The following is a 16,669-nucleotide window of genomic DNA, read 5'->3' on the forward strand; positions in this document are numbered from 1 at the left end:
TCTCAGCTCACGGGTGTGACGTGTCCCGTTTCGGCCGCGCGCAGCTGGGATGACGTTCACCCGTTGCGTACGATTTTCGCGTGAGCGTGGTTTCCGCGCTGCAGTTGGCAGTCGGGGCACTACTCGCATTGGCCGTCGGAGTCGGCATCGGTGCGGGTTTGATCCCACGGCTGCAGGAACGCCGTCGCGCCCGCGCCGCCGAACAGGCCGGCCTCACCGTATCCGAGATGCTCCGGCACATCGTTTCCGCAGCTCCGGTGGGCATCATCGTCGTCGACACGTTCCGCGACGTGGTGTACTCCAACGAACAGGCCCGTCAGCTCAACCTGGTTCGCGACGGGTTGATCGACGACAAGACGTGGGAAGCCGTCCAACAGACCCTGATCACCGGCGCCGACGGTGACGTGGACCTGTCCGAGGTGAGAACACCGAGCTGGGGCTGGCCCGGCCGGTCGGCCAACCGGTCCACCCCACGGTCGATCCGCGGGCATGTGCGCCTGCTGACCGACGAGGACCGCCGGTTCGCCGTCGTCTACATCAACGACGAGTCCGAACACGCTCGCATGGAAGCCACCCGGCGCGACTTCGTGGCCAACGTCAGCCACGAGCTCAAGACCCCGGTCGGGGCGCTCAAGGTGCTCGCCGAGGCGCTGCTCGCCTCGGCCGACGACGAGGAGACCGTGCGCCGCTTCGCCGACCGGATGGTCGCCGAATCCACCCGGCTGGCCGACATGATCGGAGAGCTGATCGATCTGTCCCGGCTGCAGGGCGGCGAACCGTTGCCGGATCTGACCGCGGTCGACGTCGACACCGTGGTCGCCGAGGCGTTGTCGCGGCACAAGGTGGCCGCCGACAACGCCGACATCACCATCATCACCGACCCGCCGAGCGGCTACCGGGTCCGCGGCGACTTGGGCCTGCTGGTGACCGCCGTGGCTAACCTGGTGTCGAATGCGATCGCATACTCGCCCAACGGATCCACCGTGTCGATCAGCAGACAGCGGCGGGGCGGATTCGTCGAGATCTCGGTCACCGACCGGGGGATCGGAATCGCTCCCGAGGATCAGGAGCGGGTGTTCGAACGATTCTTCCGTGTCGACAAGGCACGGTCCCGGGCCACCGGCGGCACCGGGCTGGGGTTGGCGATCGTCAAACACGTGGCCGCCAACCACAACGGAACGATCCGGCTGTGGAGTCAGCCGGGCACCGGGTCGACGTTCACGTTGTCGATCCCGGCCTACCCCGATTCCGATGTCGCATCGGATGAGCGAGAGGACCAGAAACAGTCATGACCAGCGTGTTGATCGTGGAGGACGAGGAGTCCCTTGCCGATCCCCTGGCATTCCTGCTGCGCAAGGAGGGCTTCGAGACCACGATCGTCACCGACGGCCCGTCCGCCCTGGCCGAGTTCGAGCGTTCGGGTGCCGACATCATCCTGCTCGACCTGATGCTGCCCGGTATGAGCGGCACCGATGTGTGCCGCCGGCTGCGGGCCAAGTCCAAGGTTCCGGTGATCATGGTCACCGCCCGCGACTCCGAGATCGACAAGGTGGTCGGGCTGGAGCTGGGCGCCGACGACTATGTCACCAAACCGTATTCGGCGCGGGAGCTGATCGCCCGGATCCGTGCGGTGCTGCGCCGCGGCTCCGACCTCGACGGCGCCGACGTCGACGACTCGGTGCTGGAGGCCGGCCCGGTCCGGATGGATGTCGACCGGCACGTGGTCACCGTCCGGGGCGAACCGATCACATTGCCGCTCAAGGAGTTCGAACTGCTCGAGTATCTGCTGCGCAACAGCGGCCGGGTGCTCACCCGGGGGCAGTTGATCGACCGGGTGTGGGGCGCCGACTATGTCGGTGACACCAAAACCCTTGACGTGCACGTGAAACGGCTGCGCTCCAAGATCGAGGAGGACCCGGCCAACCCGGTGCACCTGGTCACCGTGCGTGGTCTGGGTTACAAGCTGGAGGGCTGACGGGCCGGATCACTCGGCCAGCCGGGTGGCCGGATGCACCGCCACCAGGCCGAGCTTGCCGCGCCGCTTGCAGATCGCGGCCAGTTCGGCGTAGGCCTTCTCGCCCAGCAGTTCGGTCAGCTCGGCGGCATAGGACTGCCACACCGGCCGGGTGCCGACATGGGCGGCCGGATCACCGGTGCAGTACCAGTGCAGATCATGGCCGCCCTCACCCCAGCCGCGCCGGTCGTATTCGGTGATGGTGGTCTTGAGCACCTCGGTGCCGTCCGGCCGGGTCACCCACTCCTGGCTGCGGCGGATCGGCAGCTGCCAGCACACATCGGGTTTCATCGTCAGCGGCTCGACCCCGAGCTTGAGGGCCTTGATGTGCAGCGCGCAGCCGATCCCGCCGGGAAACCCGGGCCGGTTCAGGAAGATGCACGCCCCCTTGTACTTGCGGGTGCGCAGGGCGGCCTCGCCGTCGTACTCGTCTTCCTCCAGGTAGCCCTTCTTGCCCAGGCCCTTGTCGCGGAACTGCCAGTCCTCATCGGTCAGCTGGTCCACCGCGGCGTCGAGCCGGGCCCGGTCGTCGTCATCGGTCAGGAACGCGCCGTGCGAACAACAGCCGTCGTCGGGGCGGCGGGCGACGGTGCCCTGGCAGGCGGGGGTGCCGAAGACACAGGTCCACCGCGACAGCAGCCAGGTCATGTCGGCGGCGATGAGGTGTTCCGGATTGTCCGGATCGTAGAACTCCACCCATTCCCGGGCGAAGTCGAGTTCCACTTCGCCCACGTGCGATCCGCTCACAGAAAACCACGGTAGACCCATTAGGTTGGAAGCTGTGCGATTGGGAGTGCTCGATGTGGGCAGCAACACGGTCCATCTGCTGATCGTGGATGCCCGCCGGGGCGGTCACCCCACCCCGATGAGCTCGACCAAGGCGTCGCTGCGGCTGGCCGAGCAGATCGACGGCTCCGGGAAGATCACCCGCAAGGGCGCCGACAAACTGATCAGCACCATCGGCGAGTTCGCCAGGATCGCGGCGAGCTCGGGCTGCGCCGAGCTGATGGCGTTCGCCACGTCGGCGGTGCGCGACGCCACCAACACCGAGGAGGTGTTGGAGCGGGTGCGCGCCGAGACCGGCGTCTCCCTTCAGGTGCTGCGCGGCGTGGACGAGTCCCGGCTCACCTTCCTGGCGGTGCGGCGCTGGTACGGCTGGAGCGCCGGCCGGATCATCAACATCGACATCGGCGGCGGTTCGCTCGAGCTGTCCAACGGGGTCGACGAGGAACCCGACGTGGCGTTGTCGCTGCCGCTGGGCGCGGGCCGGCTCAGCCGCGAGTGGCTGCCCGACGATCCGCCCGGGCGGCGCCGGGTGGCGATGCTGCGGGACTGGCTGGCCACCGAGCTGGCGGAGCCCGCCGCCACGGTGCTGGCGGCCGGTTCGCCGGACCTGGTGGTGGCCTCGTCGAAGACCTTCCACTCGCTGGCCCGGCTCACCGGGGCGGCGCCGTCCGCGGCCGGTCCGCGGGTCAGACGGACCGTCACCGCGACGGGCTTGCGGCAGGTCATCGCGTTCATCTCTAGGATGACGACGGCTGACCGTGCGGAATTGGAAGGGGTGAGTGCCGACCGGGCTCCACAGATTGTGGCCGGAGCATTGATAGCCGAGGCGGCTATGAAGGCGCTGGAGGTCGAGACCGTCGACATCTGCCCCTGGGCTTTGCGAGAGGGGCTGATTTTGCGGAAACTCGACAGTGAGGCCGTCGGCGGAAGCGGAACGGACCATCCGTTCGACGTCGGCGGGGCGGACAACCCAGCCACCATCGACGCCGACCAATTCGCCACGGTGTCACCGTCCGCGCGAGAGGCCGGGGCCATGCACCCGGCGTCGACGACCAGCCCAGCCGGGCCCAGAGGCAACACACGATGACAGAACCAGAAGACAGCAACCGGCCGATCTCGGTCGCGGAGTTGCTGGCCAGAAACGGCACGATCGGTGCGCCACCGGTCGGCGGCCGGCGACGGCGCCGCCGCGGCAACGCCGATGCGATCACGGTGGCCGAACTCACAGGTGAGATTCCCGTCGTCGGCGACGACACCGAGCCCGAGGACGCCCAGAAGGACGGCTCCGGGCCGGATGGGTCGGGACGTGCCGCGCCCGTGGAGACGCCCGCCGAACGCACCGACGAGCAGGAGCTGCCCGGCCCGACAGGGCGGACGGACCTGCCGAAGCGGGAGACCCCCACGCCGGCACCCGACCGCGACCGCACCGGGCAGGATCGGTCCGCACACCGCGCCCCGCGCCGCCCGGCGGTCGCCGACAGCGATCCCGACGAGATGGTCCCGGATCCGCTGGATGACGGCGAGGATGCGTTCGAGTCGCCGGTGGACCTGGCCGATGCGCCCGAAATCGACTATGGCCCTGCGAATTTCGATGACGATGCGGACGGGCCACAGGAGCGCGTCGAGGTCGCCGAGCGGCGGCCGTGGTCGCGTTCGACGCACGACGAACTGTTCGGCGGCCCGACCGTCGCCGATCGGGACACCCCGTTCGATCTCGACACCGACGACGTCGACGACACCGACCTCGAGGGGGACCTGGGCGCCGAGTTCGACGAGACCGACGACGAGACGGACCTCGACGAGGACCTCGACGAGAACCTCGATGAGGAGGTCGTCGAGGACGACACCGCCGACGTCGGAGCGGGCGAGGGTTCGCGGCTGTCGGCGATCCTGCGCGGCGCCCTGGTGGTCGGGCAGTGCCTGCTGGCGGTGGCGTTCGGCGCCGGACTGTTCCTCGGTTTCGACCAGCTGTGGCGCTGGAACAGCATCGTCACGCTGGTGCTGAGCATGCTGGTCATCCTCGGCCTGGTGGCCGGGGTGCGGGTGGTGCGCAAGACCGAGGACATCACCAGCACGATGATCGCGGTGGTGGTCGGGGCGCTGGTCACCTTCGGTCCGTTGGCGTTGCAACTGCAGGCGAGCTAGGGCGGCCGACGAAGCACTGTGCGCCCTGCCATCAAGGTCGGATTGTCGACCGCCTCGGTCTACCCGCTGCGGACCGAGGCCGCCTTCGAATACGCCGCCCGCCTCGGCTATGACGGTGTCGAGCTCATGGTGTGGGCCGAGTCGGTCAGCCAGGACATCGACGCCGTGGCACGGCTGTCCAAGCGCTACGGCGTGCCGGTGCTGTCGGTGCATGCGCCGTGCCTGTTAATCACCCAGCGGGTGTGGGGTGCGAACCCGGTTGCCAAGCTGGAGCGCAGCGTGCGCGCCGCCGAGAAACTGGGAGCCCAGACGGTGGTGGTGCATCCACCGTTCCGGTGGCAGCGCCGGTACGCCGAGGGGTTCACCGATCAGGTGGCCGAACTCGAGGCGTCCAGCGACGTGCTCGTCGCGGTGGAGAACATGTTCCCGTTCCGCGCCGATCGGTTCTTCGGGGCGGGTGAGGCGTCGATCGAGCGGATGCGCAAGCGCGGCGGCAAGCCCGGCCCGGGGATCTCCGCGTTCGCGCCGTCCTACGATCCGCTGGACGGCAACCACGCGCACTACACGCTGGACCTGTCGCACACCGCGACGGCCGGCACCGACGCGATGGACATGGCGCGGCGCATGGGAGACGGCCTGGCGCATCTGCACCTGTGCGACGGCAGCGGCGCCTCGGTCGACGAACACCTGGTGCCCGGCCGCGGAACCCAGCCGGCGGCGGAGATCTGCCAGATGCTGGCCGCCGGCGACTTCACCGGGCATGTGATTCTGGAGGTCACCACCTCGCGGGCGCGCAACGCCGACGAACGCGAGGCACTGCTCACCGAATCGCTGCAGTTCGCCCGTCAGCACCTGCTGCGCTGACGATCACCCGCCGCGCAGCCACGAGTTCCAGTCACGAGTCCCCCGGAGGATGTCTTCAGCATGGTCGACAGCACGGTCGAGCCCGGATCCACCTCGTTCACCGACGCCATGACCCTCACCACGGTGAGCGAGGGTCCCGAACGGTGCGAATACGACGGGGAACTCAACGAGCACTGGACCATCGGCCCGAAGGTGCACGGCGGTGCGATGCTGGCGCTGTGTGCGCAGGCCGCGCGCAGCGCGCACGCCGTCGGCCGGGACGGTGCCGGCCGCAACGGTGAGGTCGGGACCGTGCAGCCGGTGGCGGTGAGCGCCAACTACCTGTGGGCCCCCGACCCGGGCCCGATGCGGCTGCGGGCCACGGTGCACAAACGCGGCCGCCGGGTCAGCCTGGTGGATGTCGAACTGACCCAGGGGGACCGCACCGCGGTGCGGGCCGCGGTGACGCTGGCCGAACCCGAACACGAGGCCGAACCGCTGTTGTCGGTCAACCCCGTGGTGACCCGGATGACCCCCGAACCGCCGCCCGGTCTGGAACCTATCGGCCCGGGCCATCCGATGGCCGACATCGTGCACCTGGCCCGTGGCTGCGACATCCGCCCGGCGCTGCACACGCTGGAGCCCCGCAGCGACGGCGGCCCGCCCGTGGTGGAGATGTGGGTGCGGCCCCGCGACGCTGCGCCCGATGTGCTGTTCGCGCTGATGTGCGGGGATGTCTCGGCGCCGGTGACGTACGCGGTGCAGCGGTTCGGCTGGGCGCCCACCGTGCAGCTCACCGCCTACCTGCGCGGGCTGCCGGCCGACGGCTGGCTGCGGGTCATCTGCACCACCATGCAGATCGGCCAGGACTGGTTCGACGAGGACCACGTCGTGGTCGATCACGCCGGCCGCATCATCGTGCAGACCCGCCAGTTGGCCATGGTGCCGCAGCGCTAGCGTCGTCTGCCATGCTTTGAGCGTGGCGAGAATCGCGATCATCGGTGGCGGAAACATCGGCGAAGCCCTTCTGTCCGGACTGCTGCGGGCGGGCCGTCAGGTCAAGGACCTGGTGGTCGCCGAGAAGGACCCGAACCGGGCGAAATATCTCGCCGAGAAGTACGGGGTGCTGGTGACCTCGGTCGGCGACGCGGCCGAGAGCGCCACCTTCATCGTGATCGCCGTCAAACCCGGCGATGTGGAGAAGGTCATCGACGACATCGCGGAGGCCGCGGCGCGCGCCGACAGCGGCACCGACGAGCAGGTGTTCGTGTCGGTGGCCGCCGGGGTGGGCACCGGCTACTACGAGGCCAAGCTGCCGGCCGGCGCCCCGGTGGTCCGGGTGATGCCCAACGCCCCGATGGTGGTCGGCGGCGGGGTGAGCGCGCTGGCGCCCGGCCGGTTCGCGACGCCCGAACAGCTCAAGGAGGTCGCGGGGATCTTCGACGCCGTCGGCGGGGTGCTGACCGTGACCGAGGCGCAGATGGACGCCGTCACCGCGGTGTCCGGCTCCGGCCCGGCCTACTTCTTCCTGATGGCCGAGGCGATGGTGGACGCCGGGGTGGCCGTCGGGCTGTCCCGCGCGGTGGCCACCGGTCTGGTCGCCCAGACCATGGCCGGTTCGGCGGCGATGCTGTTGGACCGTCTGGACGACGCCGCGAAATCCGCGGCCGGCGCTGCGATGGACACCAGCCCGGCCGAGTTGCGTGCGATGGTTACCTCGCCGGGCGGTACCACCGCGGCTGGTCTGCGAGAACTCGAACGCGGCGGTTTGCGGGCCGCGGTCGCCAATGCGGTGGAGGCCGCGAAAATGCGCTCTGAACAGCTCGGAATTACATCCGAGTAATTCGCCTGAATCGGAATTGAATACCCCACACCCGTCGCAGTAACACCACCCGCCACGCTATTCTCCTGGGTGTATGCACGGGTGGGTGCCAGCGGAGGGGAAGCCGCTGGGACTGCCCGTGCCTGATGGATTGGGTTGCGATGACGTCAATGAACGGGCCATCGGGCCGGGATTCGGCGAGCGGGAAGTCGGCGCGTGATGCGGTGGACGCCACCGGAGGTGTGCCGCGAGCTCAATTTCTCACCGTTGCCGAAGTGGCGAGTTTGATGCGGGTCAGCAAGATGACCGTCTACCGACTGGTGCACAGCGGCGAGCTGCCGGCAGTTCGCGTCGGACGGTCGTTCCGGGTGCATGCCAAGGCGGTGCACGACCTGTTGGAATCGTCGTTCTTCGACGCCGGTTAGCGGGGCGGGGCAACGGGGCCGGTTTCCGGTCGGGATGACCTCGCCGATGACATCGGAAACCCGATGATTCTCCTGCGCCCGGCGATTTTCGGCCGGCGACCGGTTTTCCAACCGCTCGGCCCGCCCGGTAAAGTGGCGGGGTCGAGTCAGCCGCCCCGTCATGGGCGGCTCGGAAAACTTAGGTAACGGAGTCAATGGGTTCAGTCATCAAGAAACGGCGCAAGCGCATGTCGAAGAAGAAGCACCGCAAGATGCTTCGCCGTACCCGGGTTCAGCGCAGGAAACTCGGCAAGTAATTTCGCGCTTTCGCCGTTAGGCTGGGCCTGATGGCATCCGAAGATCGTCGCAACGGCAGGTCGGTGGATGCCGCCGACGGAACCGGGACCGGTGACGCGGCGCAGCAGCCGAAGGTCGTTCTGGTCACCGGGGCGTGCCGGTTCCTCGGCGGATACCTGACCGCGCGGTTGGCGCAGAACCCGGCGATCGACCATGTGATCGCCGTGGACGTCGCGACACCGAGCAAGGACATGCTGCGGCGTATGGGGCGCGCCGAGTTCATCCGCGCCGACATCCGAAACCCCTTCATCGCCAAGGTGATCCGCAACGGCAACGTGGACACCGTGGTGCACGCCGCGGCGGCCTCCTACGCCCGGGGATCGGGTGCACGCGCCACCCAGAAGGAATTCAACGTGATGGGCGCGATCCAGCTGTTCGCGGCCTGTCAGAAGGCGCCGTCGGTGCGCCGGGTGGTGCTCAAGTCCACCTCGGACGTGTACGGGGCCCATCCCCGCGATCCGGTGGTGTTCTCCGAGGAGTGCGATGCGCGCAAACCGCCCGGCGACGGTTTCGCCCGCGACAGCATCGACATCGAGGGCTACGCCCGCGGCCTGGCGCGGCGCCGGCCCGACATCGCGGTCACCATCCTGCGGCTGGCCAACCTGATCGGGCCGGCGATCAACAGCCCGCTGACCCGGTTTCTGGCCCGTCCGGTGGTCACCACCGTGCTGGGCCGGGACCCGCGCCTGCAACTACTGCACGAACAGGACGCCCTGGGCGCGCTCGAGCACGCGACGCTCTCCGGGAAACCGGGCACGTTCAACATCGCCGCACCCGGGATCATCATGATGTCGCAGGCGATCCGGCGGGCCGGCCGGATCGCGTTGCCGGTGCCGCGATCGGCGCTGTCCGTCGTCGATTCGGTGGTGCGCGCGACCCGCTCCACCGAGCTGGATCGCGAGCAACTCAACTACCTGAGTTACGGCCGGGTCATGGACACCACGCGGATGCGTGAGGATCTGGGTTACTCGCCCAAGTGGACGACGGTGGAGGCGTTCGACGATTATGTACGTGGCCGTGGATTGACCCCGATCGTCGACCCGCGGTGGGTACGCTCAATGGAGAGCCGTGCGGTGGCAGTGGCTCAGCGGTGGGGACGTTGATCCATCAACAGGGGAATCTATCGATCTGGCGGGGGTGGAGCGAGTGGTCGCCGGCGATCCGAAGGCGAAAGTGATTCCGCTGCATTCGGATTCGGGTCGCGCTGCGCAGCGCCGGATTGCCCAGCGGGCGGCCAGTGTACGCCGGCACCCGTCGATGCAGTCCGACGCGGCGGTGCAGGCCTCCGAGGAGCTCGCCGGCGTCATCCGGGAATTGGAGTCGGCACGCTCAGGGTCCGGGCGGTCGGCGGCGGCCCAGGAGCAGCCCAACGAACTGGCCAGACGCATCGGCGCCGTCGCCGAATTCCTCCGCAAGCGGATGACCGGCGATTACACCGTCGACGAATTCGGCTTCGATCCGCACCTCAACGAGGCGGTGTTCCTGCCGCTGCTGCGGGGTCTGTTCAACTCCTGGTTCCGGGTCGAGGTCAGCGGTATCGAGAACCTGCCCGACTCCGGTGCGGCCCTGGTGGTGGCCAACCACGCCGGGGTGTTGCCGTTCGACGGACTGATGGCGTCGGTCGCGGTGCACGACCATCACCCGCTGCACCGGGACCTGCGGATGCTCGCCGCCGACCTGGTGTTCGATCTGCCGGTGGTGGGGCCGGCCGCGCGTAAGGCCGGGCACACCATGGCCTGTGCCGCCGACGCCCACCGGCTGCTGGCCGCCGGGGAGCTGACCGCGGTGTTCCCGGAGGGCTACAAGGGGCTGGGGAAGCGGTTCAGGGACCGCTACAAGCTGCAGCGGTTCGGCCGCGGCGGATTCGTCTCCGCCGCGCTGCGCAGCAAGGCGCCGATCGTGCCGTGCTCGATCGTCGGCTCCGAGGAGATCTATCCGATGCTCGCCGACGTGCGGCTGCTGGCGCGGCTGCTGGGGGTGCCGTACTTCCCGATCACCCCGCTGTTCCCGGCGGCCGGGCCGCTCGGGCTCATCCCGCTGCCGTCGAAGTGGTACATCGAGTTCGGCGAACCGATCCCCACCGCCGACTACGACGAATCGGCCGCCGACGATCCGATGATCACCTTCGAACTGACCGACCAGGTCCGCGAGACCATCCAGCAGACCCTCTACCAGCTACTGACCCGCCGGCGCAGCACCTTCCTCGGCTGACGCCCCGCCGGTCGCGGGCCGGTTCTGGGACGCCACGAACTGCTTCAACGCGGCGTCGCGGCGCGCCGCGATCTGCGCGGTCAGCTCGTCGGCCTCGTCGGGATGGGCCGCCTCACCCAGGATGGTGACCACGCTGGTGATCACCGGATTGCCGTCGGCGTCGGTGCATTCGCCGCGCACCTCGGTGATCACGGTGCCGTGCGATTCGATCACCGAGTCCAGATAGGAGTCGAAGTACAGCTTGTCGCCCGCGACGATCGGCCGGTGGAAGATGATCTTCTGGTCGCGGTGCATCATCCGCTCGAGGTTGATCGGCACATCGAAGTGGTTGAAGATCTCCAGCTGCACCCGGCGGCCGGCGACGGCCAGGAAGGTCAGCGGGGCGATGAGCGCGTCGTAGCCGCACTCCCGGGCGGCTTCCTCGGTGAAGTGGGCGGGATGGTCGTTCTTCACCGCGCGGGCGAACTCGCGGATCTTCTCCCGGTCCACCTCGAAGTAGTCCGGATAGCGGTAGTGCGTCCCGATGATGTCTGCGGCGATGCTCATGGCTGTGTGCTCCGGTCGGTCGTCGGCCGTGGCCTGGCGGCGTGAGCCTATCAGCGTCGGTGTCAGCGCCGTTCGTGGCGGCGCTGGGCGAGCGCGGCGAGCGCCCCGCCGGCCGCGCCGAGCGCCACCGCCGACGGCACCCCGATCCGGGCGGCCTTGCGCGCGGTGCGGAAGTCGCGGATCTCCCAGCCCCGCTCTCGGGCCAGGCTGCGCAGCGCCGCATCCGGGTTGATCGCCACCGCGGTGCCCACCAGCGACAACATCGGCACATCGTTGTAGCTGTCCGAGTACGCCGTGCAGCGCCGCAGGTTGAGACCCTCCCGGACGGCCAGGTTGCGCACCGCGTGGGCCTTGCCGACGCCGTGCAGGATGTCGCCGACCAGCCGACCGGTGAACACGCCGTCGACCGATTCGGCGACCGTCCCCAGCGCGCCGGTGAACCCCAGCCGCCGGGCGATCGTCGCGGCCAGCTCATAGGGCGTCGCGGTGACCAGCCACACCTGCTGCCCGGCGTCGAGGTGCATCTGGGCCAGCGCCAGCGTGCCGGGCCAGATCTTGTCGGCGATGATCTCGTCGTAGATCTCCTCGCCGAGCGCGATGAGTTCCGCGACCGACCTGCCCTCGATGAACGACAGCGCCTTGCGCCGGCCGGCGGCCACGTCGTCGCTGTTCTCCCGGCCGGTGAGCTGGAACTTCGCCTGCGCATAGACGAACCGCAGCATGTCGCGGTAGGAGAAGTAGTTGCGTGCGGCCAACCCGCGGGCGAAGTGCACCAGCGACGAGCCGTGCACCAGGGTGTTGTCCACGTCGAAGAACGCCGCGGCGGTCAGATCCGGTGGTGGCGCCGGCGGCGGGGGCTCGGGTGCCAGCTCGGTCACCGCTGCTTCGGCGCTGGCCTTACCGGCCGTCTCCTGTTCGCGCGGGCCGTGGCTGGCGTCGGTCGGGGTCGTCTCCACACCACGCGATTCGGCCACGGCTCCAATTTAGCCACCCGAACGGCGATACTGTGCGGTGTGGAGTCCCGTGTGGTGTTGCTGAGCCGACAGGGGTGCGGCATGTGTGAGCGGGCAGCGCAGCAGCTGGAGGAGCTGGCGGCCGAGCTCGGGTTCGAGTTCACGGTCACCGATGTGGACGCCGCGGCGGCGGCCGGCGACCCAGCGCTGCGTGCGGAATTCGGGGACCGGCTGCCGGTGGTACTGCTCGACGGCGACGAGCACAGCTACTGGGAAGTGGACGAGCCGAGACTACGGGCGGATTTAGCGGGCCGATGAACGGAATCAGCGAATTTGGTAGCCCAACTCTGAACCGACTACCGTGGTCGAGGTGGTGATGAAGCCGTGAGCGTGCTGCTATTCGGGGTTTCGCACCGCAGTGCGCCGGTGTCGGTGCTCGAGCAGCTGAGTACCGAGGAGTCCGAACAAGCCAAGATCATCGACCGGGTTCTGGAGTCGTCGCTGGTCACCGAGGCCATGGTGCTGTCGACCTGCAACCGGGTGGAGATCTATGCGGTTGTCGACGCATTCCACGGCGGCCTGTCGGTGATCGGCCAGGTGCTCTCCGAGCACTCCGGCATGCCCCTCAATGATCTGACCAAATACGCCTACGTCCGGTACGCCGAGGCCGCGGTCGAGCATTTGTTTGCCGTCGCCAGCGGGCTGGACTCGGCGGTGGTCGGCGAGCAACAGGTCCTGGGCCAGGTGCGGCGGGCGTATGCCGCCGCCGAGGCCAACCGCTCCGTCGGGCGGACCCTGCACGAACTGGCGCAGCGGGCGCTGTCGGTCGGCAAGCGGGTGCACTCCGAGACCGGCATCGACGCGGCGGGCGCCTCGGTGGTGTCGGTGGCGCTCGACATCGCCGGCCGGACCCTGGGCAGCCTGGCCGCGCGTAACGCGCTGATCATCGGCGCCGGTTCGATGGGCGCGCTCACAGCCAAACACCTGGTCGCCGCGGGTGTGGAGCGGATCCAGGTGGTCAACCGGTCGCTGCCGCGCGCGAAGCGGCTGGCCCACAACATCACCGAACAGGGCGTCGCGGCCGAGGCGCTGACGCTCGATCACATCTGTGCCGCGCTGGCCGACGCCGACGTCGTGGTGAGCAGCACCGGCGCGGTCAGCCCGGTGGTGTCGCTGGCCGATGCGCACCGGGCGCTGGCCGGCCGCTCCGAGGATCGCGAGCTGGTGATCTGCGACCTCGGGATGCCGCGTGACGTCGACGCCGCGGTCGCCGGACTGCCGGCGGTCCACGTCGTGGACATGGAACGGATCCAGCGCGAGCCCAGCGCCCGGGCGGCCGCGTCCGACGCCGAGGCGGCCCGCGCGATCGTGGCCGCCGAGGTGGCCCGGTATCTGGCCGGCCAGCGGATGGCGGAGGTCACGCCGACCGTCACCGCGCTGCGGAAACGCGCCGCCGACGTCGTCGAGGCGGAGCTGTTGCGGCTCGACAACCGGCTGCCCGAACTGGACGCCGCGCACCGCGACGAGGTCGCGCGCACGGTGCGACGGGTGGTCGACAAACTGCTGCACGCACCGACGGTGCGGGTCAAACAGCTGGCCAGCGCGCCGGGCGGGGACAGCTACGCCGAGGCCCTCCGCGAGCTGTTCGAACTCGATCAGCAGGCCGTCGACGCGGTGGCCGGCAGCGAGCTGAAGCCCACGGTGAGCGGTGACATCAACACCGCGGTGGGCGACGCGCTCGACACCGCCCTGAGTGATGCGGCGCGGGCCACCGTGCCCCCAGAGATCAGGGCGCCTGAGATCAAGGCGCCTGACATCAGATCTGTGACAACCGAACTCGAAGACTGAGCTATTCATTGACTCAACGCGATGGCGTAATCCGGATCGGAACTCGTGGCAGCCTCCTGGCGACGACGCAAGCCGGCGTCATCAGAGACGCTCTGATCAGCCGGGGCCACCCAGCCGAACTGGTCATCATCTCGACCCGGGGCGACCGGTCCCCGGACACCCCCATCGAGCACATGGGCGTCGGGGTGTTCACCGCCGAGTTGCGCGAGGCGATCCTCGACGGTCGGGTGGACGCCGCGGTGCACTCCTACAAGGATCTCCCGACCGCCGACGACCCTCGGTTTGCCATTCCCGCCGTTCCTCCGCGTGAAGACCCGCGTGACGTGCTGGTTGCTCGCGACAACCTCGTTCTCGGAGAGTTGCCAGCCGGTTCGTTGATCGGAACTTCGAGTCCACGGCGGGCAGCCCAGCTTAGAGCATTGGGTCTCGGTTTGGAAATCCGCCCCCTACGAGGCAACCTAGATACGAGGTTGAACAGGGTTCGCAACGGTGAACTCGACGGCATCGTAGTGGCCCGGGCGGGGCTGGCTCGCATCGGGCGCCTCGAAGTCGTCACCGAGACTCTCGAACCGGTGCAGATGTTGCCGGCACCGGCTCAGGGCGCGTTGGCGGTCGAGTGCCGCGCGGAGGACACCGGGCTTGCCGCGATCCTGGCGGAGTTGGACGACTCCGACACCAGGGCCGCGGTCACCGCAGAGCGGGTCCTGCTCGCCGAACTGGAGGCGGGATGTTCCGCACCGGTGGGGGCGATTGCTGAGGTAGTCGAGTCCATCGATGAGGACGGTCGTGTCTTCGAGGAACTGTCGCTGCGCGCCTGCGTGGCGACGGTAAGCGGATCCGACGTGATCCGTGCGTCCGGCGTCGGAACTCCGGGTCGGGCACGAGAGCTTGGCGTCTCGGTGGCCGCGGAGTTGTTCGAGCTGGGGGCGCGTGAACTCATGGCGGATCGAACTGAGCTGTAGAGCGGGAGAGACAGATGACTCGGCAGGTGAGCATGCGAGGGCGTAAGCCGAAGCCCGGCCGCATCACGTACGTGGGCGCCGGCCCGGGGGATCCCGGTCTGCTGACAACTAAGGCTCAAACGATACTGGCCCATGCCGCGCTGGTCTTCACCGACCCCGATGTTCCGGAGGCGGTGAAGACTTTGATCGGTACGAATCTGCCGCCGCTGGTCGGTCCGGCGCCGGCCAGGCCGGTCAAATCGGGCGCCAAGTCCGATGCCAAGGCCGCCGGTGCCAAGTCCGATGCGAAGGCCACCGATGCCAAGTCCGATGCGAAGGCCGCCAAGGCCGACGACAAGGACGCCGTCGAGGAAGAGGACATCTGCCGCGGCCCGGAGATCCGCCCGGCGCTGGGCGATCCGGCCGAGGTGGCCAAGACGGTGGCGGCCGAGGCGCGCAGCGGCTCCGATGTGGTTCGGCTGATCGCCGGCGACCCGCTGTCGGTGGACGCGGTCATCAACGAGATCACCGCACTGGCCCGCACCCAGCTCACGTTCGAGATCGTGCCGGGGCTGCCGCAGACCACCGCGGTGCCCACCTACGCCGGACTACCGCTGGGCTCCACCCACACCGTCGCCGATGTGCGCGGCGATGTGGACTGGGGTGCGCTGGCCGCGGCGCCGGGCCCGCTGATCCTGCAGGCCACCGCGTCGCATCTGTCTGACGCCGCGAACACCCTGATCGAGTACGGCCTGGCCGACACCACACCGGTGGTGGTGACCACCAACGGCACCACCTGCCAGCAGCGTTCGGTGGAAGCCAGCCTGGCCACCATGGGGGACAAGGCGACGCTGGCCGGCCTCGAGCCGCCGGGCGGTGCGCCCGCCGAGGGGCCGCACACCGGCAACCTGGTGGTGACCATCGGCAAGACCGTCACCAACCGCGCCAAGCTGAACTGGTGGGAGAGCCGCGCCCTGTACGGCTGGACGGTGCTGGTGCCGCGTACCCGTGAGCAGGCCGGCGAGATGAGCGAGAAGCTGGTCGCCCACGGCGCGCTGCCGATGGAGGTGCCGACCATCTCGGTCGAGCCGCCCCGCAGCCCCGCGCAGATGGAGCGTGCGGTCAAGGGGCTGGTCGACGGCCGCTACCAGTGGGTGGTGTTCACCTCCACCAACTCGGTGCGGGCGGTCTGGGAGAAGTTCAAGGAGTTCGGGCTGGACGCCCGCGCGTTCTCCGGTGTGAAGATCGCCTGCGTGGGGCAGGCCACCGCGGACCGGGTCCGCGCGTTCGGGATCAACCCCGAGTTGGTGCCGTCCGGTGAGCAGTCATCGCTCGGCCTGCTCGAGGAGTTCCCGCCCTACGACGACGTCTTCGACCCGGTGAACCGGGTGCTGCTGCCGCGGGCCGACATCGCCACCGAGACCCTGGCCGAGGGGCTGCGGGAACGCGGCTGGGAGATCGAGGACGTCACCGCCTACCGCACGGTGCGCGCGGCGCCGCCGCCGGCGGCCACCCGCGAGATGATCAAGACCGGCGGGTTCGACGCGGTGTGCTTCACCTCGAGCTCGACGGTGCGCAACCTGGTCGGCATCGCCGGCAAGCCGCACGCCCGCACCATCGTCGCCTGCATCGGCCCGAAGACGGCGGAGACCGCCACCGAGTTCGGGCTGCGGGTCGACGTGCAGCCCGAGGTGGCCGCGGTGGGCCCGCTGGTCGACGCCCTGGCCGAGCACGCCGCCCGGCTGCGGGCCGAGGGTGCGCTGCCGCCGCCGCGTAAGAAGAGCCGTCGCCGCTAGGTC

At 69.2% G+C, this 16,669-nt stretch carries 18 protein-coding genes; 15 read left to right on the forward strand and 3 right to left on the reverse strand.

Going from position 1 to position 16,669, the window contains the following annotated elements; translation table 11 throughout:
* Positions 1-80 precede the first annotated feature (80 nt).
* Together CKW28_RS02895 and CKW28_RS02900 are read left to right on the forward strand one after the other, a co-directional pair.
* Positions 81-1,292, forward strand: a complete 1,212-nt coding sequence (locus tag CKW28_RS02895) for a sensor histidine kinase (protein WP_040547238.1) — start codon at positions 81-83, stop codon at positions 1,290-1,292.
* Positions 1,289-1,975, forward strand: coding sequence for a winged helix-turn-helix domain-containing protein (locus tag CKW28_RS02900; RefSeq protein ID WP_003926557.1), 687 nt, complete (start codon positions 1,289-1,291; stop codon positions 1,973-1,975). The genes CKW28_RS02895 and CKW28_RS02900 overlap by 4 nt, the downstream gene beginning before the upstream one ends.
* A 9-nt stretch (positions 1,976-1,984) precedes the next feature.
* Here CKW28_RS02900 and CKW28_RS02905 read toward each other — a convergent pair whose 3' ends face one another.
* Positions 1,985-2,782, reverse strand: coding sequence for a DUF3109 family protein (locus tag CKW28_RS02905; protein ID WP_276008036.1), 798 nt, complete (start codon positions 2,780-2,782; stop codon positions 1,985-1,987).
* A gap of 13 nt (positions 2,783-2,795) precedes the next feature.
* Between CKW28_RS02905 and CKW28_RS02910 the strand changes: the two genes are divergently transcribed.
* The 9 genes from CKW28_RS02910 (at position 2,796) to CKW28_RS02950 (ending at position 10,582) form a co-directional block, all read left to right on the forward strand.
* Positions 2,796-3,887: a Ppx/GppA family phosphatase gene (locus tag CKW28_RS02910; protein WP_081475535.1), complete on the forward strand. Its 1,092-nt coding sequence runs from the start codon at positions 2,796-2,798 to the stop codon at positions 3,885-3,887.
* Positions 3,884-4,945: an Rv0497 family membrane protein gene (locus CKW28_RS02915; protein ID WP_003926554.1), complete on the forward strand. Its 1,062-nt coding sequence runs from the start codon at positions 3,884-3,886 to the stop codon at positions 4,943-4,945. Before CKW28_RS02910 ends, CKW28_RS02915 begins: the two co-directional genes overlap by 4 nt.
* 18 nt (positions 4,946-4,963) lie before the next feature.
* Positions 4,964-5,809 carry a sugar phosphate isomerase/epimerase family protein gene (locus tag CKW28_RS02920; protein WP_003926553.1) on the forward strand — a complete coding sequence of 282 codons (846 nt, stop codon included), beginning with the start codon at positions 4,964-4,966 and terminating at the stop codon, positions 5,807-5,809.
* A 60-nt stretch (positions 5,810-5,869) separates the two neighbouring features.
* Positions 5,870-6,745: a thioesterase family protein gene (locus CKW28_RS02925; RefSeq protein ID WP_003926552.1), complete on the forward strand. Its 876-nt coding sequence runs from the start codon at positions 5,870-5,872 to the stop codon at positions 6,743-6,745.
* Positions 6,746-6,767: 22 nt separating this feature from the next.
* The gene (gene proC, locus CKW28_RS02930; RefSeq protein WP_003926551.1) at positions 6,768-7,631 is read left to right on the forward strand and encodes a pyrroline-5-carboxylate reductase; all 864 of its coding nucleotides are present in this window, start codon (positions 6,768-6,770) and stop codon (positions 7,629-7,631) included.
* A 140-nt stretch (positions 7,632-7,771) separates the two neighbouring features.
* Positions 7,772-8,035, forward strand: a complete 264-nt coding sequence (locus CKW28_RS02935; protein ID WP_040547234.1) for a helix-turn-helix domain-containing protein — start codon at positions 7,772-7,774, stop codon at positions 8,033-8,035.
* A gap of 194 nt (positions 8,036-8,229) precedes the next feature.
* Positions 8,230-8,331, forward strand: coding sequence for a 30S ribosomal protein bS22 (locus CKW28_RS02940; protein ID WP_003855542.1), 102 nt, complete (start codon positions 8,230-8,232; stop codon positions 8,329-8,331).
* 30 nt (positions 8,332-8,361) lie between these two features.
* Positions 8,362-9,474 carry an SDR family oxidoreductase gene (locus tag CKW28_RS02945; protein ID WP_040547232.1) on the forward strand — a complete coding sequence of 371 codons (1,113 nt, stop codon included), beginning with the start codon at positions 8,362-8,364 and terminating at the stop codon, positions 9,472-9,474.
* Between the two features lie 43 nt (positions 9,475-9,517).
* On the forward strand, positions 9,518-10,582 hold the full coding sequence (locus CKW28_RS02950) for a lysophospholipid acyltransferase family protein (RefSeq protein ID WP_003926548.1): 1,065 nt from the start codon (positions 9,518-9,520) through the stop codon (positions 10,580-10,582).
* Here the strand turns inward: CKW28_RS02950 and CKW28_RS02955 are convergent.
* Both CKW28_RS02955 and CKW28_RS02960 read right to left on the reverse strand, forming a co-directional pair.
* Positions 10,547-11,128, reverse strand: coding sequence for an FAS1-like dehydratase domain-containing protein (locus CKW28_RS02955; protein ID WP_003926547.1), 582 nt, complete (start codon positions 11,126-11,128; stop codon positions 10,547-10,549). The two genes, CKW28_RS02950 and CKW28_RS02955, sit on opposite strands and share 36 nt — an antisense overlap.
* Before the next feature lie 62 nt (positions 11,129-11,190).
* Entirely contained in the window at positions 11,191-12,102 is a 912-nt protein-coding gene (locus CKW28_RS02960) for an HAD family hydrolase (RefSeq protein ID WP_003926546.1), read from the reverse strand.
* Between the two features lie 39 nt (positions 12,103-12,141).
* Between CKW28_RS02960 and CKW28_RS02965 the strand changes: the two genes are divergently transcribed.
* The 4 genes from CKW28_RS02965 to CKW28_RS02980 all read left to right on the forward strand — a co-directional run bounded on the left by CKW28_RS02965 (position 12,142) and on the right by CKW28_RS02980 (position 16,666).
* On the forward strand, positions 12,142-12,399 hold the full coding sequence (locus CKW28_RS02965; RefSeq protein WP_003926545.1) for a glutaredoxin family protein: 258 nt from the start codon (positions 12,142-12,144) through the stop codon (positions 12,397-12,399).
* Between the two features lie 66 nt (positions 12,400-12,465).
* Positions 12,466-13,929: a glutamyl-tRNA reductase gene (locus CKW28_RS02970; protein WP_003926544.1), complete on the forward strand. Its 1,464-nt coding sequence runs from the start codon at positions 12,466-12,468 to the stop codon at positions 13,927-13,929.
* Positions 13,930-13,937: 8 nt separating this feature from the next.
* Entirely contained in the window at positions 13,938-14,891 is a 954-nt protein-coding gene (gene hemC, locus CKW28_RS02975; protein ID WP_003926543.1) for a hydroxymethylbilane synthase, read from the forward strand.
* A 14-nt stretch (positions 14,892-14,905) separates the two neighbouring features.
* The gene (locus CKW28_RS02980; protein ID WP_085975139.1) at positions 14,906-16,666 is read left to right on the forward strand and encodes a bifunctional uroporphyrinogen-III C-methyltransferase/uroporphyrinogen-III synthase; all 1,761 of its coding nucleotides are present in this window, start codon (positions 14,906-14,908) and stop codon (positions 16,664-16,666) included.
* The last annotated feature ends 3 nt before the right edge of the window (positions 16,667-16,669 follow it).

The organism is Mycolicibacterium thermoresistibile (assembly GCF_900187065.1).
In the GTDB taxonomy this organism is placed as follows: domain Bacteria; phylum Actinomycetota; class Actinomycetes; order Mycobacteriales; family Mycobacteriaceae; genus Mycobacterium; species Mycobacterium thermoresistibile.